Raw genomic sequence first — 25,759 nt, 5'->3', positions numbered from 1 at the left:
ATGAACAAACAAAATAGTAAATCAGAAACTTATATTAGTTTGAATGCGAAAGCAAAATTATTTGCAAAAAACCCAGAAGCAAACAAATTTGATATTTTAGCTGCCCAAAATTACATTTTGGAACATATAAATCCAAGATTTAAAAACTTTAGTTCTTTCAAAGAACGAATTGACTTTTTGATCAACGAAAATTACTATGATCCTGAAATCATTAATCAATATTCATTTGCAGAAATTGAAGAACTAAACAAAAAAGCTTGAAGTTACAACCACTTTTTTCCTTCTTTCATGGGCGCTTTTAAATTTTATTCTTCCTATGCACTAAAATCTAATGATAATTCGACTTATTTTGAACATTTTCCAGACCGCGCCTTGTTAAATAGCTTATTCTTAGGAAAAGGTAATTTTGAAAGTGCCGCCCAAATTTTAGACCAAATTATGCTTGGCCGTTTTCAGCCCGCAACACCGACTTTTTTGAATGCTGGAAAATTAAAAAGAGGTGAATTTATTTCCTGTTATTTGATCAGAGTTGAAGATAATATGGAATCAATTTCCCGTGCAATTACGACATCTTTGCAACTTTCAAAACGTGGCGGTGGCGTTAGTGTGCTTTTGACAAATTTACGTGAACAAGGTGCGCCAATTAAAAACATTGAAAATCAGGCAACTGGTGTAATTCCAGTGATGAAAATTCTTGAAGATTCTTTTTCCTACGCAAACCAGCTTGGTCAGCGCCAAGGAGCTGGAGCTGTTTATTTAAATGTGCATCATCCTGATATTTTGGCTTTTTTGGACACAAAAAGGGAAAATGCTGATGAAAAAATCAGAATAAAATCACTTTCGCTTGGAGTAATAATTCCTAATATTACTTTTGAATTAGCAAAAAATAACGAAAAAATGGCACTTTTTTCTGTTTATGATGTTGAAAAAATTTATGGCTGTGCTTTCAGTGATATTTCAATCACTGAAAAATATCAGGAAATGCTTGAAAACCCAAAAATTAAAAAAAACTTTATTTCAGCAAGAAAATTGTTCAAAACAATTGCTGAACTTCACTTTGAAAGCGGTTATCCCTACATTTTGTTTGAAGATACTGTCAATCGTGAAAATGCCCATCCACATCGAGTAGTTATGTCGAATTTATGTAGTGAAATTGCGCAACCTTCGACTCCAAGCGAATATTTTGCTAACCTTAATTTTAAAGAAGTTGGTCAAGACATTTGTTGTAATTTAGGATCGTTAAACATTGATAAAGCAATGGAATCAGGTTCTGAATTTGAAAAAATGGTGTTCTATGCAATTTCAGCGCTTGATACTGTTTCACGAAATTCTGATTTATCAGCTGCGCCTTCAATTGAAAATGGGAATAATTTAAATCATGCAATTGGGCTTGGAGCAATGAATTTACACGGTTTTTTAGCCAAAAATCAAATCATGTATGATTCAAAAGAAGCCACTGATTTTACTAATATTTTCTTTTATTGCCTCGCTTTTTCCGCTTTTAAAGCATCAGCAAAATTAGCTGAAAAATTTGGATCTTTTTTTGGTTTTGCAAAAACCAAATTTGCTGATGGTTCTTATTTTGACAAATATACTAAAGCTAATTTGGAAGAATTTTTGCCAAAAACTGCAAAAATTAAAGAAATTTTTGCAAATTATCAAGTAAAAATTCCTTCACAACAGGACTGAATTGAACTAGTTGAACAAATTAAGCAGACCGGAATTGCCAATTCCCACCTACTTGCAGTTGCGCCAACTGGTTCAATTTCCTATTTAACTTCTTGCACGCCCTCATTGCAACCAGTTGTTGCCCCGGTTGAAGTTCGAAAAGAAGGAAAATTGGGAAGAATTTATGTGCCTTCATATAAATTAAGTGCCAAAACTTATGATTTTTATACTCAAGGCGCTTATGAATTAGGGCCAATTCCAATAATTAACATTGTCGCTGAAGCCCAAAAACATGTTGATCAGGCAATTTCAATGACTTTATTTTTGACTGATAAAGCGACTACAAGAGATCTAAATCGCGCTTATATTCATGCTTTTAAAAAGGGTTGCAAATCAATTTATTATGTAAGAATTCGCCAAGATGTACTTGAGAATTCGGAAAATTACGAAGTTTGTGAGTCTTGTTTAATTTAAAAAATAATTTCTAAACAACTGAGTTGCTGTTCTAGTTTTTTAATTTTTACTTCTAAAATTTTAAAAAAACTGTTCAAAACATGTCTCATGAGCATATAAATTTTTTAAGTAATTTTTATTAAAAATTAACGCAAAAAATTAAAAAATTTAGAAAAAATCGGCTTATTTTTTCCACTTTAAACAAAATTTTCATGTGTGATTCTCCAAAAATAAAAAAGACACTGTCATTATAGCACCTATTTTCGAGTGATTTTTTTATTTTATTCAAACTTAGCTTTTTTAGCAATTATTTTTTCCTTATTGCAACATAAATTTTTTTATCCATGTTATTTTTTATTTCCATAATTTCATAATTGCAATTTTGACAATTTTTTTGTTCATCAAAAACTTTTGGTCCTTTTATAAAAGCAACAACTGTTTTCTGTGTAACTATTTTTTTTACTAAAATTTCAAGTTTTTGCAAATTTGCTAATGCTCTTGCAGTTATTAAATCAAAATTTTTATTTTCGATTCTTTCCGCCCTTTCGCAAATTAATTCAAATTCAAGATCTAATTTTCTTGCGACAATTTGCAAAAATTGGCAACGTTTTTTTCTTGATTCACAAATTGTTAAATCAATTTTTGAACTAACAATCAAAAAGGGTATTGAAGGAAATCCAACTCCAGCACCGATGTCAAGAACACTAATTTTATCTTTTTTTACAAATTCACTGATAAAATTCATTGTGATAATTGACTCATAAATTCCTTCTTTTCAAAGTTTATCACCACTAAAACCGGTTAAATTAAAATTTTGATTGTAAAACTCAATAAGTTCTACAAATTTTTCTAACTTTTTAAATTGAAAATCAGTGACAATTAATTTTGTTTTTTCTTTGAACATCATCAAATTAAAAATCCTGTTTTTAATTAGTGTTTTGTTTTGTCAATTTTTCCTTCATCTCCTCATAAATGCTTGTAATTGAAGTCGAATTTATGCAAGCCAAAATGCTTTTTGACAAAAATTCTGCAAGCGAGGTTGCTGAAAGCTTGCTAAATTTATTAATTAATTCAGTGTTATCAATTGAATCAGTTATTATAACTTTGTCAATATTGTCATTTTTTTGAAATTCATCAAAACCACGACTAAAAACACCATGAGTTGCAGCAATAATAACTGATTTTGCGCCTTTTTCCTTAACAACATTTGCTGCTTTAATTATTGTTCCACCAGTGTCAATAATGTCATCGATAATTACACAATCTTTGTCCTTTACTTTACCAATTAGGCCAAGAATTTCAGTTTGATTAACCCCTGTTCGCCTCTTGTCGATAACAGCAACATTGATTTTTTTACCAAGAATTTCTGCCAAAATTCGTGCTCTAACTGCGCCGCCATGATCTGGGCTAACAACAACATAGTCATGTTTTTTGCCAACAAGCTCGTTAGCCAAAATATATTGACCATGAAGTTCATCAACTGAAATATCAAAAAAACCCTGAATGCTGGGATTGTGAATATCCACTAAAATTAGTTTTGTAACCCCTGATCTTTCAAGTAGATTAGCCACTAATTTCGCAGTTATTGGCTGACGACCTGATGATTTGCGATCCTGACGGGCATAGCCATAATAGGATAGAATCACAACTATTTCTTGAGCATAGCCACGTTTTAGCGAGTCAATAAAGATTAGTAACTCCATAATATTTTCATTTACAGGTTTGGAGGTGTTAGCAATAACAAAAACTGTGGAATTTCGAATCGTCTCGTTTGATTTTAGGAGAACTTCACCATCAGCATAAACAGTTCTTTCGATTTCTGAAAGTGGAATTCCTGTTTTTTTAGAAATTTTTTGTGCTAATTTATAAGAGTTTTTCATTCCAAAAAGAAGAATATTTTTTTTTAAATCAATGTTCATTTTTCTCTTTTCTTGATAAATAATTAAAAATTTTTATTATAATATAATTTAAATTGTATACAAGATTTTTAAAAAATCTAAATTAAATTAGCTAATATTTTTTGAATATTCAAACAGGATGCAACTTATTTATGTATTTAAAAATTCAAAAATTGCTTCCAAGGCATTTAAATTTACTCAAAAAGACCGTTCAAGAGTTTAATTTAAATCTTGTTTTTTCCCAAAAAAATGGAAAAATTAGTCTTAAAAATTTATCTTATTTTGATGATTTTTCCGAAAATTTTGAATTTTTAATATACGATTCAGACAATAATAGTGAATTTATTTTTGCTTATTTTGTAATTTCAAGAAATGAAAACGAATTTATTTTTAATCTAGTTTTTTTCCACCCAAATCTTGATGAAAAATGGATGGAAATTATTGCTGAGTTTGTACTTAATTTTATTAATGAAAATTTTAAAACTGTTAAAATTAGATTAAAAATTCTTAAAAAAAATCAGCAATTTGCTGATTTTTTTTCTGAATATTCAACTTGAACAAATGAACAAAAAACAGACTTTAAAATTTTTTACCAACAAAAATATCATTTAGTTGACGTTCACTCGCATCCATTTTCAGAATATTTTCCTAATAATGAGAAGGAAATTGCTTCCTGATTTTCGAAAAATATTGATCTTTTTTTTATGATTTCAACAACCTGAGATGAATTGGCAGAAGTGGAAAAAATTGCCAATATTTTTCCAAAAGTTTACAAAATTATTGGAATTCACCCAAATTTAATAAAAGAAACTGATAATTTTCAAAATTTAGAAAAATTTATTGACAAAAAAGTGGTTGCAATCGGTGAAATTGGTCTTGATTATTTTTATGAGGATAACCCAAGTGAGGAGTTTCAACTTTTTGCACTTGAAGAACAAATAAAAATTGCTGAGAAGAACAACTTACCTGTTATGTTACATATTAGAGATAAAAATAACGATAATAAGGCTATCTTTCAGGCAAAATCAATAATTGAAAAATATCCAAAAATTGATTTTATATTTCATAATTTTTCAACAAATTATGAAATATTCCAGGAATTACTTGAAAAACAAAACTGCTTTTTTTCATTTTCAGGTGTAATCACTTTTAAAAAATCTAAGGAACTCCGGAAAATTATTAAAAACACCCCAATTTCAAGAATTTTACTAGAAACTGATTCTCCCTATTTGAGTCCAGAACCTAATCGAGACCTTTGGCCAAATGTATCACCACAAATTTTCTGGGTTTATCAAACAATTGCTAACTTAAAAAATTTGACCATAATGGAATTATGTGAAATTATCAAGCAAAATGTTCTACGAATTTTTAGGATAAAAAATCATGAAATTTAATCATAAAAAATCGCTTGGTCAAAATTTTTTAATTGACAAAAATGTTGCCCAAAAAATAGTTGAAAGTGTTGATTTTAATGACAAAAATGTTGTTGAAATTGGCTGTGGTTCTGGATTTTTAACAACTTTTTTGCTAAAAAAAGCTAAATTTTTACACTGTTATGAAATTGATAGTGAATTAATTCCAATTCTTGAAAATAAATTTAAAAGTACAAAAATTAACTTGATTAATCAGGATTTTTTGGAAGCAAAACTTAATTTTACTGAAAAACAAATAATTATTGCGAATCTCCCTTATTATATTAGTTCGAAAATTTTATTCAAAATTTTCGAAAATATTGACAAATTTACTAAACTAGCACTTATGCTCCAAGAAGAAGTTGTTCAGCGAATTGTGGCTAAAGTCGGAAGTAATGCTTATTCAAAATTAACTTTGGTTTGCCAATATGTTGCTAAAGTTGAAATGAAATTTAGAGTTTTACCATCATCATTTTCACCACCACCAAAAGTTAATTCTGCATTTGTTGTTTTTGAAATTAAGAAAAATTTAGACTCTGAAAAAATGAAACAATTTTTTTGATTTGTAAAAATGAGTTTTCAATTTCGCCGCAAAACTTTATATAATAATTTCAAATTTTTTATGGAAACTGAAAAAATCACTAAAATTTTCGATTTTTTCCAGTTTTCAAAAAATATTCGCCCACAAGAAATAACTTTAGAAACTTTTATTGCGCTGACTGAATATTATTTTAAATAATTTTTGAGTGATTGTTTTTTAAAATAAAAAAAACTTTTTTTAAATAAAAAATAGTGTAAAATTAGATTAATTTCTCCGCTTACGTTACATTAATTTTCATACGACTTGTTCGTTTTTTTTTTTTTTTTGAAATGAAAGGATAGTGATGAGACAAACAACAATGGCAAAATACAAGGAATCTCCACAAAAGTGGTTTGTAATTGACGCAAACTCACAAGTCTTGGGACGCCTTGCATCCTTTGCTGCAACTCGTTTACGTGGTAAGCATTCGCCACTTTTTACACCGAATGTTGACATGGGAGATAAAATTATTATCATTAACGCTGAAAAAGTTTTACTTACTGCAAAAAAAGAGGACCAAAAATTATACTATAATCACTCAGGTTATCCTGGTGGCCTTCGTGTCAGAACTGCTCGGGAAATGAGAGCAAAAAAACCAATTGCTTTGGTTGAAAGAGCAATTTATGGCATGATTCCACACACAAAATTAGGTGACAAACAGCGCCGAAATCTTTATGTTTATTCAGGTTCAACTCACCCTCACGCAGGCCAAAATCCTACAGAACTCGAGGTAAATAATTAATGAATGCGAATTTGACATATTATGGGACTGGAAGACGAAAATCTTCAGTCGCGAGAATATTTATCAAACACGGAAAAGGCGAATTTAAAATTAATAACCGTGTTGCAAAAGAATATTTAAAATCTGATATTTTGATAAAAGATGCATTACAGCCACTTGCTATTACAAAAACTCTTGGTGAATTTGACATTAGAGTAAATGCACATGGCGGTGGAGTTTCAGGTCAGGCTGGCGCAATTAGGCTTGGACTCGCTCGTGCGCTTCTTGAAGTTTCAGCAGATTTTCGAATTGATTTGAAATCTGCTGGAATGCTAACTCGTGACGCTCGTGCTAAAGAACGGAAAAAATTCGGTTTACGAAAAGCCAGACGTGCACGCCAATTTTCTAAACGTTAATTTCTATAATTTTTATAGAAATTTGTTATAATATTATTGTGTTTTTACAATAATATTTGGGAGCGTAGCTCAGACGGTTAGAGCACACGACTGATAATCGTGAGGTCGATGGTTCGATCCCATTCGTTCCCACCATATCAATATTTTGACTTTTATTTTTATGAAAAAATCCTAGTTTTTCCTTTAAAAACTAGGATTTTTCTTTTTTAAAAAATGAAATGGTAAAAAGTGTAGAAAAAATAAAAATTTAGACTTCTTCTAATTTGGTGTCGCGAATTAAGCTAACTGACTGAATTTCATCACCTTTTCTAAGGCTAATTAATTTTACGCCTTTTGTGTTTCGACTCACTAGAGAAATTGAATTAATGCTGATTCGAATTGCAACACCTTTTTTGGTTGTAATGATTACCTCATCATTATCAGTGACTGTCGCAATAAAGACAAGATCACCTGCCTTGGAAGTATTAAGTGTCCGCAATCCTTTTGTGTTTCGGGATGTAATTCTATATTCGTCGATGGTAGTTTTTTTTCCAAATCCGTTTTTGCCAAGAGCAAAAACAAGATCATTTCCAGTTGAAAAGCAGGCACTAACAACTTTGTGTCCTGGTTCTAATTTAATTCCATGAACTCCAATTGAATTACGGCCAAGATTGCGTAATAATTTTAGTGGCCAATGGTTGACAAGACCCTGTGAGGAAGCGATAATAATGCTGATATTTTCTTGGTTAGGAACAATGAATGCGGAAACTAAATAATCATTTTCCTGTAATTTTAAAGCAATTTTTCCATTTTTATTAATTGATTTAAAAGCAGAAAGTTCGGTTCTTTTGATGTAACCAAGCCCCGAAATTGTGATTAAAAAGTGATTTTCATAACTTTGATTCCAAGGAATCAAATTGGAGATATTTTCATTTTTCTGAATTTGAATTAAATTAAGGAATGGTGTTCCTTTGGCTTGTTTGGAACTGTCTGGAACTTGATAAGCACGTAATTTGAAAATTTTTGCAGTTGATGAAATAATCAATAAGTCACTTTTGGTTTTTGTAATGCAAAGTGATTTTAATTCATCATCTTTGTAAAGACTTGAAACTGAAGCGCCAATTCCGCCACGGTTTTGGAGCCGATATTCAGCAAGATTGTTACGTTTTACATAATTATTTTGTGTTAAAGAAATAATTACATTTTCGTCAACAATCAAATCTTCATCGCTAAAATCATTCAGTTCAGGAATAATTATTGAACGTCGTGGATCCGCAAATTGATCAACAAGAGACTCGTGTTGTGATACAATTAAGTCAACTAGTTTTTGTGGTGAGGCAATAATTTCTTTGATTTCACTAATTTCTTTTTTAAGATCATCGATATCATTGATTAATTTTTCGATTGCAAGCGAGGTCAAACGACCAAGACGCATATCAATTATTGCTTTTGTTTGTGCTGGATTTAAGTTAAATGTCTCTGCAAGTCTTTCTTGAGCAACTTGGTCAGAATTTGAGGACTTAATTATACGAATCGCTTCATCAATGTTTTCAATTGCAACTTTAATTCCCAGCAAAATGTTCAATTTTTCGCTTGCTTTTTCAAGGTCAAAGTTGAGTGAACGGAGATTTATTTCCTTTTGGTGATCCAAATAATGAGTTAAAATTTCTTTTAAATTCATTAATTTTGGTACACCTTTGTTTAATGCCAACATGTTAACTGAATAAGTGACTTGCAAATCGGTGCCACGATAAAGATGATTAAGAATTACTTCGGGATTAAATCCTTTTTTGATATCAAAAACAACTCTAATTCCGTGACGCGTACTTTCATCACGCACTTCTTTGATTCCAAAAATTTTTTTGTGGCGAACAAGTGCTGCCACTTTTTCAATAATAGTTGGTTTTTTGACCTCATAAGGAATTTCATGAAAGATAATTCGTGATTTACCTGAACTAAGAGTGTCAATTTTTGCATTTGCACGAATTAAAAATGAACCGCGACCAGTTAAATAAGCTTGTTTGATTCCTTTTCTGCCGTAAATCGTCGCGCCAGTTGGGAAATCAGGTCCAGGAAGCGATTCAACAAGATCTTCAATGCTAATTTCAGGATTTTTTGCTAATAAAATAAAAGTATCAATGATTTCCTTGAGATTATGCGGTGGAATTTTCGTCGCCATTCCGACCGCGATCCCGGAAACACCAGAAACTAACAAATTTGGAAAGCGAGCCGGAAGAATGTCTGGTTCGACCTCACTTGCGTCATAATTAGGTCGAAAATCAACTGTGTTTTTTTTGATTCCTTCAACCATTTTACTGGCAATTTTTGATAATCTTGCCTCAGTATAACGCATCGCTGCGGGTTCGTCACCATCAATTGAACCAAAATTTCCATGTCCATCAACAAGTGGATAACGAAGTGAAAATGGCTGTGCCATTCGAACCATTGATTCGTAAACAGGGGTATCACCATGAGGGTGATATTTTCCAAGAACATCACCGACAATTCTTGCAGACTTTTTGTAACTGCTACCAGAAACAATTCCTAATTCCGACATTGTATACAAAATTCGGCGGTGGACAGGTTTTAGCCCGTCTCTTACATCAGGGAGCGCTCGCGAAACGATCACTGACATTGAATAATCCAAAAAGGAAACCTTCATTTCATCTTCAATTTTAATTGGTGAAATGTTGTTGGTTTCAACTGACAAAATTGTTGGTTCAATTAGGTAGTTGATAACTTCATTCTCATTTTCATCAGAATCAGCAACAAGATTTTGGGAATTAGAATCAACGAAGACTTTTTTGAAATCGTCTTTGATTTCTTCAAAATCATTGTTTTTTTCCTTTTCCTTTTCCTGATCAAACATAACAATTCCTTCGTGTATATTATTATTTAGGAATTATAGCACATTTCTGCTTTTTTAATAGCATTTTTAGGAATAAAATTTGGATTAAAAAAGGTAAAAATAAAGTCTTAAAATTGAACTTTTTTGAAACAAAAAAAATGATTATTTTGTTTCAAAAAACGGCAAAAGATAACCTAAATTATTTTTTTCAAGCTCGCTTTTTGGAATAAATTTAAGCGCAGCTGAATTGATACAATAACGTTTGCCACCATGTTTTACTGGTCCATCGACGAAAACATGACCTAAATGAGAATTAGATTTTTTAGATCTAACTTCAATTCTGGTAATTTCGTGGCTAAAATCCAAAACTTCGTCAATTAGATTATCATCGATTGGTTTTCAAAAAGCCGGTCAACCAGATCCAGAATCATACTTAGCTGTTGACAAAAAAAGTGGGGTATGGTCAACAACATCTACATAAACACCATCTTCAAAATTTTTATTGTAAGCATTATCAAATGGAGGTTCAGTCTCATTTTTCTGAGTAACTCTGTACTGCAAATCAGTTAAGTGAGCAAATTTTGGATCTTTTTCCATAGAAAACCTCCTAAAAACTTTTAAAATAAGGTATATTAATAGTATTATAACATAGAAAATTAAAAAGGTTCAAACAAAGTATGGTATTAAAATTTCTCAATTGCCTTTTATTTCAAATTATATCAAAAAAGGCTGTTTGATTTTCTTTTGTAAATTTCTCTAAATTCTTCTACAAAATGCAAAATTGCTGTTTTTAGTCCTTGAAATTCAGCAATTTTGATGTATTTAATTTTTTGTTCAACTGTAAATTTATACTATTTTATTAATTTAGGTTCAAAAACCATTTTTTCTTTAATATTATTTAGGGCCCTAAAAAGGAAATGGGGCGGATGACGGGAATCGAACCCGCGAATGTCGGGACCACAACCCGATGCGTTAACCACTTCGCCACATCCACCATATTCAGATCGATTTTGTCGATCTAATAAGGGTTAACTATAACTTACAAAATTGCAAAAGGTAATATTTTAGGACTTTTTCTTACCTTCGCAACCACAATTTTCATTAGAAAACTTTTTGTTGTAACTTAATCCAAGTGCATTTAAAATTACTTGTAAAACAAAATTGAATGGCTTATTGAAATGTGGCAAAAAATAAAAATCTGAGAGTGCAATTTCAGTTAGTTTTAGACCTTTTTGAATTGCAAGAGCTAAAAAGTAGATAACCTCGGTGTGATTAAACTCTTTGCCATATGAGCCTATTTGAGCGCCAACTAGGCGTAAAGTTGATTTTTCATAAGAAATTTTAATTCAAACCTTTGATTTTTCCTGCATAAATTCAGGGCGATCTCAATCTTCAAGATACTCAACTGCGATGTCCTTAAGCCCAAATAAAACGCAAGATTTTTCAGTATAACCAGTTGAAGCATAATTAAATCCAAAAACTGAAATAGCATTTGTGCCAACATAACCTGGGAAAGGAATGTCTGTCCGACCGGCGATGTGAAAGGCTGCAACAATTCCTGATTTTACAGCATTTGTTGCCAAGGCAATATGAGCATGCTTATTAGTGACATTATGAGTCATTGCAGCAGAATCTCCAATAACATAAATGTCTTTGTCACTTAGGCAACGCTGAAACTCATCAACTTTTATTGCACCATTAGGTGTTTTTTCAGCAACATCAAGAATTTTAGTATTTGGCGAAAAACCTACTGCTAAAATTACAAGGTCAGCTTCATATTTGCCAAAAGAATTATCGCCATTATTTAATCTTTGGGTTTCAACAAATTTAACTTTTTTGCCTGTTTCATCTGAAAGGAAGCGAACAATCTTTTCTTCAAATTGCAAATTAATACCTTGTTCACGTATTTTTGCTTCCATTTTATCAGTAAATTCATGGTCAAAATAATTTGGAATTATACGATTTTGCATATCAATTAAAGTAACTTTTTTGCCATATTTATGAAATGCTTCAAGAAGTTCGACTCCAATATAACCACCACCAACAATAACAACATTTTTAATACTTGGATCAAGCGCCTTTTTTTTGATTTCTTTTGCATGGGTAAAAGTTTTTGAAATCAAGACATTTTCAAGATTAACCCCTTCAAAAGGAGGCACAATTGGCCAAGTTCCACCTGCAAAAACTAATTTATCATAGTGATCTTTAAAAATTTCACCAGTTTTTAGATTTTTAATAGTTAAAACTTTAGCATTTTTATCAATTTCGAGAACATCATGTTCCAAATTAACATTAATTCCCATTTTTTTTAACTGGTCAGGATTTGAATAGAAAAGTCCAGAAGGATCGTCAAATTCACCACCAACTCAAAGAGCAATCCCACATCCAAGAAAGGAAATGTCAGTGTTACGGTCATAGGAGACAAGTTCAGCGTTAGGATAGATAGTTTTTAAGGTCCTTAAAAACGAAGTCCCAGCGTGATTTGTGCCAATTGATATTATTTTCATGATTTAATCTCCTATCTATCGCAATTTTTTTTATTAATTATACACTATTTTTAAAATTTTTTTGCATAATAAATTGTATAAATTTAATTTGTTTTTTGCGTATGGATGTAAAGAAAAAATCATCAGTTTTCGGGCATATTTTTGCTTTCGAGTTGATTTTAGTAGTTAAAAAGTAGAAAAATTTAGAAAAACGGCGGTTTTTTTGTGTGTCTCAGACAACGTTTTCATGCGCAATTGGCCAAAAATAAAAAAAATATGGCACCATATGACGCCTACTTTCGAGTATTTTTTCATTTTTTGAAGTAAATCCCTTTAAAAATGAGGATCACAAAAACTAATGGAAATAGGTTCTTTTGTAAATTTTGATCAGCAAAAAGTGTTAAAAAGTAGAAAAATTTAAGAAAAATCTCTCATTTTTCCGCACAAAACCACCAATTTTTACAGTGCATAAAAGAATTGAAAATGCATTCGCATAGAAAATTTCAAGGCAACTTTCTATTATCTCAATTTCAAATGCTAGATTTCATAACATAAAATTAAAACTAGTCATTTACGCATTTTGAGAGCAGAAAAATTGCTGCTGTTTCCGACCTTAGGACTCTTTTACCTAACGATACTGCTTGAAAATTTGCCTTTTGAGCCAGATCGACTTCATCATCAGCAAAACCACCTTCAGGTCCAACAATCAAGATGGTTTTTTGGCCAATTTTTGTGAAATCAAAGGCAGTTTTTGCTTTTTCGTGAGCAATTAATTTTGTAGAAAAATCACTTGATTTTTCCAAAATTTTTGCAAAACTTGTCGGTGGCAAAATTTTCGGAACAAAATTGCGAAAACTTTGTTGAGCACTATGCAAACAAATTAGTTGTCATCGATCAAGTTTTTTATTAAGGTCATTTCCTAGTTTTTGACTAACATTTTTACTGTAAAATGGTCAAATTTCACTTACACCAATTTCAATTGCTTTTTGAATTGCAAATTCGAAGGATTTTGTTTTTATAATCGCAATTGCAAGCGTAACTTTATTATTCGGTTCATTATTTAAATCAATTTCTGAAATGATTTTAGCCAAATTTGATTTTGGAAGTAATTTTGTCAGATAAAATTTACCTTCAAAAACACAAATAAAATTTTCATGTTCAATTCGAACTGTTTTTATGTGTTTTAGGGTAAATTCAGACAAAACAAAAAAGTTTTCTTGTTTTTTTTCAACAAAAAAGCGAAACATAAAGTAAAATTTTAATATAAATTGAACAAAATGAGTTATTTTTTAAATTTATAAGGTGCAAAAATATGAAGAAATTATCATCAAGTGAAATTAGACAACTTTGAGTTGATTTTTTTGTTGAAAAAAAACACCTTTTTCTTGAATCAAAATCACTTGTTCCACAAAACGATGACTCCCTGCTTTGAATTAATTCAGGCGTTGCAACTCTCAAGGATTATTTTACTGGCAAGAAAGTTCCACCGGCAAAAAGATTAGTGAATTCGCAAGTTGCTTTGAGAACCAATGATATTGAAAATGTTGGTATGACTTCACGCCACCACACACTTTTTGAAATGCTAGGTAATTTTTCGATTAACGACTATTTTAAAAATGAGGCAATTGAATTTGCTTACGAATTTTTGGTGCAAAAACTTGAAATGGATCCAGGAAAATTATTCATAACTTTTTATAAAAAGGATACAGAAACTCTAAAAAAATGGCTAGAATTAGGTATTCCTAGATCACAATTGATACCAGGAAGTCGCAAAACCAACTTTTGAGACCTAGGGCAAGGACCTTGTGGACCTTGCACAGAAATTTATTTTGACCGAGGACCAAAATTTGACCAAAGAAATAGTGAACTAATTGAAAAAGAAATTGAAAATGACCGTTTTATTGAAATTTGAAACATCGTTTTTTCTGAAGTTAACAATGATGGTAACCAAAATTACACAAATTTAATAGCAAAAAACATTGATACTGGCGCTGGTTTAGAACGAATTACTTCAATTTTACAATCAGGACCAACAAATTATGACACTGATCTTTTTTTGCCAATTATTCAAGAAATTGAAAAATTTACTGATTTTAGGTACAAAATTGATAATTATTTTGTAAAAAATGCAAAACAAGGTGCGATTAATGCCAATTTTCGTATTATCGCGGACCACATTAGAGCGATCACTTTTGCTATAAATGACCAAGTTTTACCATCAAATTCACACCGCGGTTACATTATTAGGCGCTTAATTCGACGTGCTTATTGAAATGGAAAAAAGCTCGGAATTTCAAAGCCTTTTCTTTTTAAACTACCAAAAATTGTTGCAAAAACTTTAAAAAAAAGTTTTTCAACTGACTTTATTAGCAAAATTATCAAAAAAGAGGAAGAAGGTTTTGCAAAAACACTAGAAATAGGACATAATTTGCTTGAGAAGGAACTTTCAAAAAATAAAAGTTTTGTTGATCCCAAACTTGTTTTTAAACTTTTCGAAACTTATGGGTTTCCCTTTGAACTCACAAAGGAAATTCTTGCTGAAAAAAAAATTGATTTTAATCTTGCTGATCTTGAAGAATTACAGAAAAATCATGCAGAAATTTCAAGAAAAAAAAAATTTATTGGAATGGCAAAAACAATCAATTCGCTTAATTTTATTTTAGAAAAAATTTCTGATTTTGTTGGTTATGACCAACAAAAAACAACAACAAAAGTTGTTTTTTTAGCCAATGAAAATGAAAAAATTGATGAATCAAACAACGATGAACTTTCCTACGTAGTTTTTGAAAAAACACCTTTTTATGCCACTAGCGGTGGTCAAAAACATGATCAGGGTTGAATAGTGCAGGAAAACCAAAAAATTCCTGTAATTAATGTTTTTAAGGACAAATTTTTCAACAATGTCCATGTTTTTCAAGGTAAATTAACAAATAAAAAACTAGTTTCACTTATTGTTGACTCTAAAAACAGAGTCAAACTTGAACGAAATCACTCTGCAACTCATCTTTTATTTGCAGCACTTCGGGCTGAATTTGGTGAGCAAATTAAGCAACTTGGATCAAATAATAATGAAAATAGGCTCACTTTTGATTTTCCTTGTCAACAAAAACCAACTTTTGAACAATTGCAAAGTGTTGAAAAACGCATAAATTCTTACATAAATCAAGCAGTTTCACGTGAATATTTGTTGACAAATTTAGAAGAAGCGCAGAAGTTAAACGCAATTATGACGCTTGAAGAATCAGAATATTTGGATCCAAACTCTGTCCGGCTTGTTCGTTTTTCGGGAATCACAACCGATTTGTGTGGAGGAACCCACATTGAAAATACTAAATTAATTGAAAAATTTACAATTACAGGGTGCCAAAACAAGGGTGCCGGAATTTACCGGATTCGAGCAGTGACTTCATTTGAGGAATATTTTGCTTTTGTGGAGGAAAATATTGCCAAAATTAATGAGCAAAATTTTGCACTTATCAAAAAAATCAAGGAAATTAAACCTAATTTTATCTTTGATTTTCCAGTATTTTCTGACAAAGAAGCTCATCTTCAATTTTTGCAAAAAAAAGAAGATGAGTTAAAAAAATACTACCTTGAAGTTGTTAAGGAAAAAAAGGAAAGCAGTGATTTTAGACTTGAAAAAAATAAAATTTTGCAAATAAAAAATTTTCAATTTTATCTTGATTTTGAATTTTCAGCACAAAATTTAAAGAAAGCAGCAGCCGTTTTTCGTGAACAAAATCACGAATTATCTTTCATTTTATTAGCTAATTTAAAAAATGATAATTTTTTGATTGCTGTTTCTTCGACAAAATTAAAATCTGATTTTATACTTGATCATATTTTAAAAAATTATGGAGGAACAGGTGGAGGAAATTCAAAAATTGCGCTTGGAAAATTGTCGCAAAAACCACTTTTTGAGGAAATAAATTCACTTTTATGGAAGATCAATTTCGAATTTTAGCCCTTGATTTAGGTGTTAAGTCCTGTGGTTTTGCAATTTCGGATCATTCTAGAAAAATTTCTTTTCCTTTGGAACAGTTCAATTTTACCCGTTACGATTTTGAAAAAGTCGTTCAGCGTGTTAACTTTTGACTAAAAGAATACCAAATTTCACTTGTTGTTTTGGGATATCCAACAACTTTATCTGGTAAAATTTCACCAAGAACAAAAATGATTGAACATTTTGCAAAAATTTTTAAAAAATCCTGTAAAATTAAGCTTTTTTTACAAGATGAACGACTTTCGACCAAAGAAGCTGAATTATTTTTGCTTGATTCTGGTCTCTCTTTTCAAAAACGGAAGAAAATTATTGACAAAATGGCAGCGCAAATTATTTTAGAAAGGTACTTACATTCACAAAATGGCAACAAAAAACACTAGATACTCAAATAAAATAATTGATCTTTCCGATCCAAATCGGCTACTTGAACACAAAATTTTCGATGAAAACACTCAAATTTTTACCTCTATAAATTATACTTTTTTGTTTTCAACAAAAATTGGTGACAAATTTTTTGGTTTTATTTTTGATGAATACAAGAATGTAGGTTGTTATGAATATGATCCTAAAACCAAGCAACTTTTAGAGCCAATTGAAGAATTCGATGATGAAATTATCGATCAAGCCGAAACCGTTATTAATGATTATTTTCATGAACACGAATTTGTTTTTGAGGGGAAAAAGGTTCTGCCTAAAGATTTTTTTAACAATGAAATGGACGAAATTGAGCAATTTCGCGATGATAGCATAATCGATTTGGATAACAAAAAAGAGTTCTAATTAGCAAAATTAGGACGCAAAAATAAAGGAGTTTTCAAATGAAATTAATTGTTGGACTTGGAAATCCAGGCGAAAAATATTCCCAAACAAAACACAACGTCGGCTACTGAGTCCTTGATTTATTAGCAGAGAAGTTGTCTTTAAGTTTTGATTTAAAAACTGAAAATGGAATTTATTGCAAAACAGGTGATTTCATTCTTGCAAAACCAACCACTTTTATGAATAAATCGGGTGATTTTGTCCTTGAATTAGTCAATTTTTACAAAATTAACATTAACGACGTCATGATTGTTTACGATGACATGAACTATGAAATTGGACAAGCCGCGATTAAAGCATCTGGAAACTCTGGTGGTCAGCGTGGAATGGGAAATGTTATTGAAAAGTGTGGAACTAAGAACATAAAACGATTGAAAATTGGTATTTCGCGGTGTTCTGAACCTAAGGAGTATGTACTTTCTCCTTTTGAACCTTTGGCTAAAGGGCGGATTATGCTTGTTATTAATCAAGTTGTTGACATTTTGGTATTTTATTTGTCAAACAGTTTTATGACAACAGTTGAAAAATTCAATGCTAACAAAAATAAAGCCTAAAAAAAAGTACTTAATTGCAGTTTCAGGCGGCGCTGACTCGATGTTTTTGCTTAATAAATTTAAAAAAAAAAATATTGTCGTTGCGCATATCAATTATAACCTTCGGCCTGAAGCAATTTTTGAGACCCTTTTACTAATTAATTTTTGCCAAAAAAACAATTTAACTTTAAAAATTTTGTCTTTTGACAGTTTCCGAGTAAAAGGCAACCTTCAAAATCAACTCAGAATTGCGCGATATCAGTTTTTTAAGGAAATTTATCAACAATTTTCTTGTACTAAATTGTTAACAGCTCACCACCGTGATGATTTTATTGAAACAATTTTGATGCAAAAAAGCAAAAAAAAGACAGTGTCTTATTGAGGAATTAGGGTAACAAATCAAATTTTTGGCATGAAAATTTGAAGACCTTTATTATTTTTGTACACAAAGGAATCAATAATTAGAAAATGCCGCAAAAAATCAATTCCTTTTCTTGATGACAAATCAAATTTTGAAACAAAATATGAACGAAATCAGGTGCGGTTTTATTTACAAAAAAAATCTAGTTTTGTGCGGTTTTTACTTTTTTTATGCTATTTTCTTTTAAATTTTTACAAAAATTTATCATTTCTACAAGAAAGGTGAATTCTTTCTAGATGAAAAAGAGCGGAATTTAGTGTTAATTTTTTTAGAAAAATTAGAAAAAAAAATAACATTGTCTATTTGTATGTCAACCAAAATTTTAAAAATATTAAACTTTCAAAGTCAAAAATTAATTCGATAGCTGATTTTATTTGTTCAAAATCAACAAAAAGTCAATTCTTGCTAAAAAAAAATAATTATATTGTCAAAAAAAAGTGAAAAATAATAGCAAAACCTGATTATGATTGCCAAAATGGTGAAATAAGTTAGCTAATGCTTTTAATTTGCTTATTAGACAAATTTTTCTAATTTTGAGTAAATTTAATGAAAAACAGTGTTTTTAGAGTGAAAAAATGAAGTTTTTTCACTTTTTTTAAGGCAACAAAAATATTCAAATTCGAAAAATTCCTATTTTTAATGTTTTTTGAAATTTAAAAATTTTTCCAAAAACTCAAAAAAAATAAAGGTATTAAGTTCAAAATTTGAAAACAAAAAGGACCCAACATTTTTGTTGGGTCCTTTTTGTTTTACACAATTAATATTTTCCAAAAATATTAAAAATTAATAAAGTTTGTACGCTAAATTTCGCCTCATTTACGAAGTGTTTTTTTTGTTTTTGCAGAAACTTTAATCCGAATTTTCTGTCCATTTGCAGTTTTAAGAACAACCTGTTGCAAATTAAGATTAAATTTTCTTTTTGTTGCATTAAGTGCGTGAGAACGATTATTTCCACTTTGCGGACCGCGTTGAGCAATTAGATCTTTTCGAGCCATTTCTTTCCTTAAAATAAAATTTTGTAATTAACCTATTTTTTTGCACTTAATGCTAATTTTACAATATTTTCAAATTCAGCACTATGATGAATCGCCATTTCAGCAAGCATTTTACGATTAATTTCAATTTGCGCTGCCTTAATTCCGTACATTAATTGTGAATATGAAATTCCTTGTTGGCGTGCAGCAGCGTTAATTCTGCTAATTCATAATTTACGAAAATCACGTTTTCGTTGTTTTCGATCTCGAAATGCATAAGTTCAAGATTTTATAACGGCTTGCTTTGCAACTTTGAACCCAATTGACTTGTGACCTCAATAACCTTTAGCTAATTTTAACCAACGTCGGCGACGTTGACGGGTAACATTTCCACCTTTAACTCGCATAATAATGCTCCTTGCAAAATTTAATATCTTATTCTTTAAAAAGTTAAATCAATTTTTTTAATCTCTTGAAATCAGAACTTTGCATCAAATCAGACTTGCGTGACTGTCTTTTTTGCTTTGTTGTTTTGTTCTGAGCAAGATGTGAACGGTAAGCATGAGAGTGCTTAATTTTGCCACTAGCAGTAACTTTTATTCTTTTTTTTAGGGCAGATTTTGTTTTTAACTTAATTTTTGGCATTTTCTTCCTGCTTTATTTTTTCTTCAAAAACAAGTAACTCTTTTATTTGCTTGGATGAAGTAAATTTTGGTAATTTTTTTCTATCTCGCTCAAGATTCATCACCAAGAAATTACCGTTTTGCGATACTTCCTTGCTTTTTTTAGCAATATATTTTAATTCATCAAAAAATAAATCAAGTGTTTGTTGTCCTCTTTCAATTCGTGTAATTTCGCGACCACGAAAGCGGAGGGCAATTTTAACTCGATCACCATCAAGAATAAATTCTTTTGCTTTTTTTGCTTTAACTAAAATATCTTGGATACTAATGTTAAAACTGAGGCGGATTTCACGATTATTAGTAAAAGTTTGTTTCTCTTTTTCCTGTTTTTTTCGTTTTTTATTGTCATATCGAAATTTTCCATAATCAAGAACTTTTGCAATAGGTATTTTCTGAATTTTACCATCATTAGTTTTTACTTCTTTAATTGAAATTAAAACTAGATCAAGGCCTTTGGATTTTGCCAATTGCAAAGCTTCTTTTGTGGCAACTTTACCAATTTTTTCATTGTTGTCACCAAGCAAAAAAACGCTAGAAAATATGATATTTTCATTAATTTGGTGTTCCTGCACAGGTTTTTTTTGAAAAAAATTTCTTGGATTCAAAATTTAAGTTTTTTCTCCTTACAAAGGTTGCTCAAAAACTAATTACATAAAAATATTTTTTGATCAGGACATTCAAAATTAAAAAATGAAATAAATCGTCATTTTAGACAAAAAATAATTTTTGTTTGTCAGGTAAACCCAAGATCAAAAATCATCAGGTGAGAGCAAATCTACTTTCTGCAAATAAAAATTTGCATAATAAATTATACTAAAAAAATATAAAAAACAAAATAAATTTTCATTTTTGGCTAATTGCACGTTAAAAAGTTATCTTACAAGTAGAAAATTGGCTCTTTTTTCTAAATTTTTCCACTTTTTAAATCAAAAAAATTTAGAAACTATATAACTTAAAAAAATTAATAAATGAATTGGGTCATTTTTTCATTTTCAACAACCAAGAAAGTGTCACCCTTTTCAACTCCAAATGGTTTCAAAACATTTCGCGCGTGATTGTAATCCTTTTTGATCGCCTCGAATTCATTTATTGAATTAATTGAAACGAAGACCGAAGAGGTGATTCCAAAACCGTTAATCAATTTTTCGTTGTTCAAAACACCAATAACAGCTGTGTTTGGGCGAAACTTAGCAATTGTTTTCAATAATTGACCTGTTCTTGATAAAACAATTGTGTATTTTATTTTTTTTTCATAAGCTAAATGTGCTAATTTGTGAGCAATTTTTGCCCGCTGACCACGAGAATTTTGCGTTATAAATGCCAGTTGTTTTGTATAAAACAATTTGTTATAGAACTCTTTTTCTGCTCTTTTATTAATTACAGACATCACCTGAACTGACTCTACCGGAAATTGCCCTTGTGCTGATTCACCCGATAACATTGTGGCGTCTGCGCCCAATTCGGTCGCTCAATAAACATCAGAAACTTCAGCACGAGTCGGTTGTGAGGATTTTTCCATTGAATCAAGCATTTGCGTTGCAACAACAACAGTTTTTCCAGCAAAACGGCACTTACGAATTATCCTTTTTTGCTGAAAAGGGACTTCTTCATAAGGAACCTCAAGCCCTAAATCACCACGGGCGACCATGATTCCATCAGAAAATTCAATGATTTCATCAATGTTTTCAAGTCCTAATTTTGATTCAATTTTGGAAATAATTTGAATATGAGAGCCTCCATTTTTGTCCAAAAGATCTCTTAATTGTTGAACATCAACAGCTGAATTTACAAACGATGCAGCAACATAATCAATATTTTCGGAGATCCCAAAAAGAACATCATCAATGTCTTTTTGGGACAAAAATGGGAGAGAAAAAGCGACTCCTGGCATATTAAGTCGCTTATTTGACCTTAAAATATGGGAGTTTTTTGTTCTAACAATGACTTTTTTGTCCTCGATTTTAATGACAATAGATTGCAATTTTCCATCATCAAAAAGGACACGATCACCAATTTTTAAATCCTTGTCAATTTGGTGTGAAACTGTGATAGTTTCTGAGGTTCCCTCAAAATTTTTGTAAGAAAAAGTGTCAGTAAGCACAGTTAGTTCCTGATTTGCAAGAATTTTTTGCATGGAATCTTTGATTTTACCAACACGGATTTCTGGACCTTTTGTGTCAAGCATCACTGAAATCGGAATTTGCAATTCAGAAGAAAGGCGCCTTGCGCTTGCGAATTTTTCCCTTTGTTCATCATGAGTTCCGTGCGAAAAATTTGCACGAATTACACTCACGCCAGCTAAAACCAGATTTTTCAAAACCTGATAATCTTGTGTTGCTGGCCCGATTGTCGCGATAATTTTTGTTCTTTTTGAAATATAATTTTTCATGTCATTCATTTTTGAATCTAAATCCTATTTGCCAATATTATCTTAAATTATAAACTTAATTAGAGAATTTATTAGGAAATTTTTAAGGTTTTTTTGAAAAAGTGTGGGCCAAAACCCTCTAATTCAAGATTTTTACCAATTTTTGGTTTCTGAACAAAAATTTCCAAATTTCTTTGTCCTGAACAAGGTAAGGAAATAAGTTCGATTGTTTGCAAATTTTCCCAATTGAATGAAAGCAGGTTTGCTTTCAAATTCGATCTTGTAAATTCAATGACAAATTTGTTTTCAAAAGCGTCAAAATTATTTAAAAAATCAAGGGTTAATTTACAGAAATTTAGGCTTTCAGACCCATTTTCTAGTATAAATTCGCCTAAAATTTCAACTTTTTTAGGCGAATTACCCACAAAAGCATAAGTTTTTACGCTTGTTTTCAAACTAGAAAATTGAATATTTTCTAGTTTGTTATCAGCAAAGCAATCATCTTCAATTTCATCAATTCAGTCCGGAATTACGATCCTTTTTAAGTTATTGTTTGCAAAAACAGATTGACTTAAGTGAGTTAATTTTTTTGGAAAAACCAACTCTTCAATCAGATTCGATTCGAAGGCTGAATTTGCAATGCTTACCAAATTTTCCCCAAAAATCACTTTTTTTACGCGGTTTAGCATGAAAGCCGACTCACCGATTTTTAGCAACGAAGCAGGTAAAATTAATTTTTCAATTTCCAAATTGAGTCCCGAAAAGGCAAAATTATCAATTTCATGAAAATTAAAACTGCTAAGATCAAGAATTTTATTCGAAAAAAATTCTGAATTTTTAATGATTTTGATCGCTTCTGATCTTGAAAGTAGTAAAATTTGCACTTTTTTCCTAAATTTTTCTATTTTTTGCGATTTTTTAAATTTTTTATTAAATTAATATGAAAGGAGGTCAAAAATGAAAACTAATCAAACAAACCAATCTCTTGTTAAACTTAGTCAAAAAGACAAAAATGAGATTGGCGGGGCAGGGCTGATAGCCGGAATTGCCAGTGTTGCAGGTGTAATTGCAAGATTAACGCCAGCAGTAATGGGAATTGCAGCAATTTATCAAGTTTTCAAATCTAGTTCCGGTGAAATCAAAACCGGAACTAGCCAAAGTGTAAAATGAGACTCAACAAAAGCTGCAAAAGCTGCAAGCGAAAAAGCTGATGCCACCCAACCAATTTACTTTATTTATTAGATTATTTTCGAGAATTACTTATTTATATTTTAGTTCTTCTAATTTTTCTGAATCGAAGGCCAAAATGAAAGCCTCGATGAGATCGATTGCAGCCTTGATATCTGAAATGCTAATTAATCCATAAGTTGAATGCAAATAGCGTTGAGGGATTGAAATACTTACAGTTGGTGTTCCAAATCCTGAATACTGCAATTCTTCAGCATCAGTTCCACCGCCTTGTGAAACATAGCGATAAATTGGAATGTTTTTTTCTTTTGCAACGCTAAAAAGAATTTCAACTAATCTTGGGTCCATCAGCGCGCCGCCATCAGCAATATCAATTGCAACCCCAGCTCCCAATTTTTGAACTCCTGGGATTGCACCCTCGGTATCATGTGCGGCGCCAGTATCAATTGCGAAAGCAACATCAGCATCGATCATTTTTGAAACTGCACGCGCACCACGAAGACCAACTTCTTCTTGAACAGTACCAATTAAAATTGGATTGGATTTTAGATTTTTATTGGCAAGTCGGTGGGCTAATTCATCAATGACAACCACGCCAGCGCGGTTGTCAATTGCTTTTGATGCAAAATAATCATTATTTTGCATCAAAAAATTAGAATTATTGAAATAAATTCGATTTCCGATTTCGACACCTAAATCTTCTGCTTCTTTTTTCGACCTAAAGCCAAAATCGAAGAAAAGATCTTTTACTAGTAGTGCTTTTTCGATTTGTTGGCGTTCCATAATGTGAATTGATGTATGGCCAGCAATTCCAAAAAATTCTTTACCGGTGGAACTAATTAATTTAAATTTTGCACCAATTGCAATATTTCCCCAAATTCCACCAATCGATTTTACCTTGATAAAACCTTTTTCTGTGATGTCAAGAACAATAAAACCAACTTCATCCATATGTGCTGCAACCACAATTTTAGGTCCTGGATTTTGATGTTTTTTCTCCATAATTAACGAACCAAAACCATCACGTCTGTAGACAAGATCAAGATTTTTTGTAGATTTTTTTAATTGGTCAACAACTTCTTCTTCATAACGGGACATTCCGTCAATGTCGCAGTAACTTTTTAATTTTTTCAATATTGGCATAATCTTTCTCCTCTTTAATTTAATTAAAACATTATACATTTTTTCTAAAAATTTCAATTAATTTCTGTCTGTGATTTAGAGCGCAAGAATTCATTTATCTTACGAAAAACTCCAGAATTTTTTAAAGAATTTGCAAAACTAAATGGCGAAGGGTGTGAGTAAATAAAAACTTTTTGGTTTTCAAGGTTAATATTTTCAACTGTTGATTTTGCTTTTTGGCCAAGAAGAAGAAAAACAACATCAGTTTTATTTTCAACAATAAAATTGATTAAATTGTTGCTAAAAATTTTCCAACCAATGTTTTCATGAGAATTTGGCTGTGATTTTCGCACAGAAAGTACTGTATTTAGCAACAAAACTCCTTGTTTTGCCCAATTTTGCAAGTCACCATCAGTTTTTGTAAAATTGGGATAGGAATTTTTGATTTCTGAAAATAAATTTAAAAGTGACGGAGGTAATTTTTTTGATCTTGTTGAAAAAGCCAATCCATCTGCTTGACCATCTTGATGATATGGATCCTGACCTAAAATGACAAGTTTTAAATCTTCAAATTTAGTTAATTTAATTGCACGAAAAAGATCTTTTTTCTCTGGAAAAACTTGAAAATTTTTATATTCTTGTTCCAATTTTTGTTTTAGTAATTGAAAATATGGTTTTTTTATCTCTTTTTCCATGAAATATTTAAAGTCAATTTTCATGAACAAAATTATAACCAAAAAATAATCAATTTTTTATAAAAAATTTACAAAAATATGTTATAATTCCAAAAGTTTATTTCATCAAACTACCATTCCAAAAAGGTCAAAACTAATTTTATTTTTTTAATAATTTAGTACCTCGAGGATGATTATCATAAGGAGAAACTTATGTTTGCAATTATTAAAACTGGTGGAAAACAAATTATTGTTGAAAAAAATCAAACAATTTTTGTTGAAAAAATTGACAAAAATGAAGGTGAAAGTGTATCTTTTACTGAGGTTTTATTTATTAATGGTAAAGTTGGAACACCTTTTGTTAAAAACGCAGTTGTTACTGGAGTTGTTGAAAAGCAAGGACGAGCAAAAAAAATTGTTGTTTACCGTCACAACCCAAAATCAACTCACAAACGAAAACTGGGTCACCGACAACCCTTTACGCGCGTTAAAATAACTGAATTGAAAGGATAA

Annotated in this window: 26 protein-coding genes and 2 tRNA genes; 13 read left to right on the top strand and 15 right to left on the bottom strand. The window is 30.7% G+C overall.

The window, feature by feature from the left end; translation table 4 throughout:
• Window positions 1-2,142, top strand: coding sequence for a class 1b ribonucleoside-diphosphate reductase subunit alpha (gene nrdE / locus IM807_RS00675; protein WP_196362663.1), 2,142 nt, complete (start codon window positions 1-3; stop codon window positions 2,140-2,142).
• 286 nt (window positions 2,143-2,428) lie between these two features.
• Here nrdE and rsmG read toward each other — a convergent pair whose 3' ends face one another.
• Both rsmG and IM807_RS00665 read right to left on the bottom strand, forming a co-directional pair.
• Complete coding sequence (gene rsmG, locus IM807_RS00670; RefSeq protein WP_196362662.1) at window positions 2,429-3,025, bottom strand: 16S rRNA (guanine(527)-N(7))-methyltransferase RsmG; 597 nt, start codon at window positions 3,023-3,025, stop codon at window positions 2,429-2,431.
• 22 nt (window positions 3,026-3,047) lie between these two features.
• Window positions 3,048-4,040 (bottom strand): ribose-phosphate pyrophosphokinase, encoded by a 993-nt coding sequence (locus IM807_RS00665; RefSeq protein WP_196362661.1) that lies wholly within the window; start codon window positions 4,038-4,040, stop codon window positions 3,048-3,050.
• 131 nt (window positions 4,041-4,171) lie between these two features.
• Here IM807_RS00665 and IM807_RS04140 point away from each other — a divergent pair, with 131 nt between their 5' ends.
• The 5 genes from IM807_RS04140 (at window position 4,172) to IM807_RS00640 (ending at window position 7,283) form a co-directional block, all read left to right on the top strand.
• Window positions 4,172-5,413, top strand: a complete 1,242-nt coding sequence (locus IM807_RS04140; RefSeq protein ID WP_196362660.1) for a TatD family hydrolase — start codon at window positions 4,172-4,174, stop codon at window positions 5,411-5,413.
• On the top strand, window positions 5,403-6,170 hold the full coding sequence (rsmA, locus tag IM807_RS00655; RefSeq protein ID WP_196362659.1) for a 16S rRNA (adenine(1518)-N(6)/adenine(1519)-N(6))-dimethyltransferase RsmA: 768 nt from the start codon (window positions 5,403-5,405) through the stop codon (window positions 6,168-6,170). Before IM807_RS04140 ends, rsmA begins: the two co-directional genes overlap by 11 nt.
• 145 nt (window positions 6,171-6,315) lie before the next feature.
• Window positions 6,316-6,753, top strand: a complete 438-nt coding sequence (rplM, locus tag IM807_RS00650) for a 50S ribosomal protein L13 (protein ID WP_196362658.1) — start codon at window positions 6,316-6,318, stop codon at window positions 6,751-6,753.
• A complete protein-coding gene (gene rpsI / locus IM807_RS00645; protein ID WP_196362657.1) occupies window positions 6,753-7,148 on the top strand; it encodes a 30S ribosomal protein S9 in 396 nt (131 codons plus the stop codon). Before rplM ends, rpsI begins: the two co-directional genes overlap by 1 nt.
• A 58-nt stretch (window positions 7,149-7,206) precedes the next feature.
• Window positions 7,207-7,283: transfer RNA gene (locus tag IM807_RS00640), tRNA-Ile, on the top strand.
• 112 nt (window positions 7,284-7,395) lie between these two features.
• On the opposite strand, the gene gyrA is transcribed toward IM807_RS00640, so the two are convergent.
• The 5 genes from gyrA to IM807_RS00615 form a co-directional block, all read right to left on the bottom strand.
• Complete coding sequence (gene gyrA, locus IM807_RS00635) at window positions 7,396-9,996, bottom strand: DNA gyrase subunit A (protein WP_196362656.1); 2,601 nt, start codon at window positions 9,994-9,996, stop codon at window positions 7,396-7,398.
• A gap of 141 nt (window positions 9,997-10,137) precedes the next feature.
• Entirely contained in the window at window positions 10,138-10,572 is a 435-nt protein-coding gene (gene msrB / locus IM807_RS00630; RefSeq protein ID WP_196362655.1) for a peptide-methionine (R)-S-oxide reductase MsrB, read from the bottom strand.
• A gap of 321 nt (window positions 10,573-10,893) precedes the next feature.
• Window positions 10,894-10,969 (bottom strand) — tRNA-His (locus tag IM807_RS00625).
• Between the two features lie 70 nt (window positions 10,970-11,039).
• Window positions 11,040-12,482: an FAD-dependent oxidoreductase gene (locus IM807_RS00620; RefSeq protein ID WP_196362654.1), complete on the bottom strand. Its 1,443-nt coding sequence runs from the start codon at window positions 12,480-12,482 to the stop codon at window positions 11,040-11,042.
• Window positions 12,483-13,024: 542 nt separating this feature from the next.
• On the bottom strand, window positions 13,025-13,708 hold the full coding sequence (locus tag IM807_RS00615; RefSeq protein WP_196362653.1) for a 16S rRNA (uracil(1498)-N(3))-methyltransferase: 684 nt from the start codon (window positions 13,706-13,708) through the stop codon (window positions 13,025-13,027).
• A gap of 65 nt (window positions 13,709-13,773) precedes the next feature.
• Here IM807_RS00615 and alaS point away from each other — a divergent pair, with 65 nt between their 5' ends.
• The 5 genes from alaS to tilS are packed head-to-tail and all read left to right on the top strand — an operon-like array spanning window position 13,774 to window position 18,729.
• Window positions 13,774-16,425 (top strand): alanine--tRNA ligase, encoded by a 2,652-nt coding sequence (alaS, locus tag IM807_RS00610; RefSeq protein WP_196362652.1) that lies wholly within the window; start codon window positions 13,774-13,776, stop codon window positions 16,423-16,425.
• Window positions 16,401-16,844: a Holliday junction resolvase RuvX gene (gene ruvX, locus IM807_RS00605; protein ID WP_196362651.1), complete on the top strand. Its 444-nt coding sequence runs from the start codon at window positions 16,401-16,403 to the stop codon at window positions 16,842-16,844. Before alaS ends, ruvX begins: the two co-directional genes overlap by 25 nt.
• The gene (locus tag IM807_RS00600; protein ID WP_196362650.1) at window positions 16,825-17,244 is read left to right on the top strand and encodes a hypothetical protein; all 420 of its coding nucleotides are present in this window, start codon (window positions 16,825-16,827) and stop codon (window positions 17,242-17,244) included. Before ruvX ends, IM807_RS00600 begins: the two co-directional genes overlap by 20 nt.
• A gap of 38 nt (window positions 17,245-17,282) precedes the next feature.
• A complete protein-coding gene (gene pth, locus IM807_RS00595) occupies window positions 17,283-17,837 on the top strand; it encodes an aminoacyl-tRNA hydrolase (protein WP_196362649.1) in 555 nt (184 codons plus the stop codon).
• The gene (tilS, locus tag IM807_RS03540; RefSeq protein ID WP_196362648.1) at window positions 17,815-18,729 is read left to right on the top strand and encodes a tRNA lysidine(34) synthetase TilS; all 915 of its coding nucleotides are present in this window, start codon (window positions 17,815-17,817) and stop codon (window positions 18,727-18,729) included. Before pth ends, tilS begins: the two co-directional genes overlap by 23 nt.
• A gap of 308 nt (window positions 18,730-19,037) precedes the next feature.
• Here the strand turns inward: tilS and rpmB are convergent, their stop codons facing one another.
• The 6 genes from rpmB to IM807_RS04135 all read right to left on the bottom strand — a co-directional run bounded on the left by rpmB (window position 19,038) and on the right by IM807_RS04135 (window position 23,146).
• Window positions 19,038-19,232 (bottom strand): 50S ribosomal protein L28, encoded by a 195-nt coding sequence (gene rpmB, locus IM807_RS00585; RefSeq protein ID WP_196362647.1) that lies wholly within the window; start codon window positions 19,230-19,232, stop codon window positions 19,038-19,040.
• A 32-nt stretch (window positions 19,233-19,264) separates the two neighbouring features.
• Window positions 19,265-19,621 (bottom strand): 50S ribosomal protein L20, encoded by a 357-nt coding sequence (gene rplT, locus IM807_RS00580; RefSeq protein ID WP_374958963.1) that lies wholly within the window; start codon window positions 19,619-19,621, stop codon window positions 19,265-19,267.
• A 40-nt stretch (window positions 19,622-19,661) separates the two neighbouring features.
• On the bottom strand, window positions 19,662-19,856 hold the full coding sequence (rpmI, locus tag IM807_RS00575; RefSeq protein ID WP_196362645.1) for a 50S ribosomal protein L35: 195 nt from the start codon (window positions 19,854-19,856) through the stop codon (window positions 19,662-19,664).
• A complete protein-coding gene (infC, locus tag IM807_RS00570; RefSeq protein WP_196362644.1) occupies window positions 19,843-20,499 on the bottom strand; it encodes a translation initiation factor IF-3 in 657 nt (218 codons plus the stop codon). The genes rpmI and infC overlap by 14 nt, the downstream gene beginning before the upstream one ends.
• 356 nt (window positions 20,500-20,855) lie before the next feature.
• Entirely contained in the window at window positions 20,856-22,283 is a 1,428-nt protein-coding gene (gene pyk / locus IM807_RS00565) for a pyruvate kinase (protein WP_374958955.1), read from the bottom strand.
• A 71-nt stretch (window positions 22,284-22,354) separates the two neighbouring features.
• Window positions 22,355-23,146, bottom strand: a complete 792-nt coding sequence (locus tag IM807_RS04135; protein ID WP_196362642.1) for a leucine-rich repeat domain-containing protein — start codon at window positions 23,144-23,146, stop codon at window positions 22,355-22,357.
• Between the two features lie 73 nt (window positions 23,147-23,219).
• Here IM807_RS04135 and IM807_RS00555 point away from each other — a divergent pair, with 73 nt between their 5' ends.
• Window positions 23,220-23,504, top strand: coding sequence for a hypothetical protein (locus tag IM807_RS00555; protein WP_196362641.1), 285 nt, complete (start codon window positions 23,220-23,222; stop codon window positions 23,502-23,504).
• Window positions 23,505-23,522: 18 nt separating this feature from the next.
• Here IM807_RS00555 and IM807_RS00550 read toward each other — a convergent pair whose 3' ends face one another.
• On the bottom strand, window positions 23,523-24,593 hold the full coding sequence (locus tag IM807_RS00550) for a M42 family metallopeptidase (RefSeq protein WP_196362640.1): 1,071 nt from the start codon (window positions 24,591-24,593) through the stop codon (window positions 23,523-23,525).
• Window positions 24,594-24,637: 44 nt separating this feature from the next.
• Window positions 24,638-25,291 carry a uracil-DNA glycosylase gene (locus IM807_RS00545; RefSeq protein WP_196362639.1) on the bottom strand — a complete coding sequence of 218 codons (654 nt, stop codon included), beginning with the start codon at window positions 25,289-25,291 and terminating at the stop codon, window positions 24,638-24,640.
• 168 nt (window positions 25,292-25,459) lie between these two features.
• Between IM807_RS00545 and rplU the strand changes: the two genes are divergently transcribed.
• Window positions 25,460-25,759 carry a 50S ribosomal protein L21 gene (gene rplU, locus IM807_RS00540; protein WP_196362638.1) on the top strand — a complete coding sequence of 100 codons (300 nt, stop codon included), beginning with the start codon at window positions 25,460-25,462 and terminating at the stop codon, window positions 25,757-25,759.

Source organism: Mycoplasma sp. 'Moose RK' (assembly GCF_015708155.1).
Classification (GTDB): Bacteria; Bacillota_I; Bacilli_A; order Mycoplasmatales; family Metamycoplasmataceae; genus Mesomycoplasma.
The sequence above is the reverse complement of the archived record's forward strand: the minus strand, read 5'-3'. Positions and strand labels throughout refer to the sequence as shown.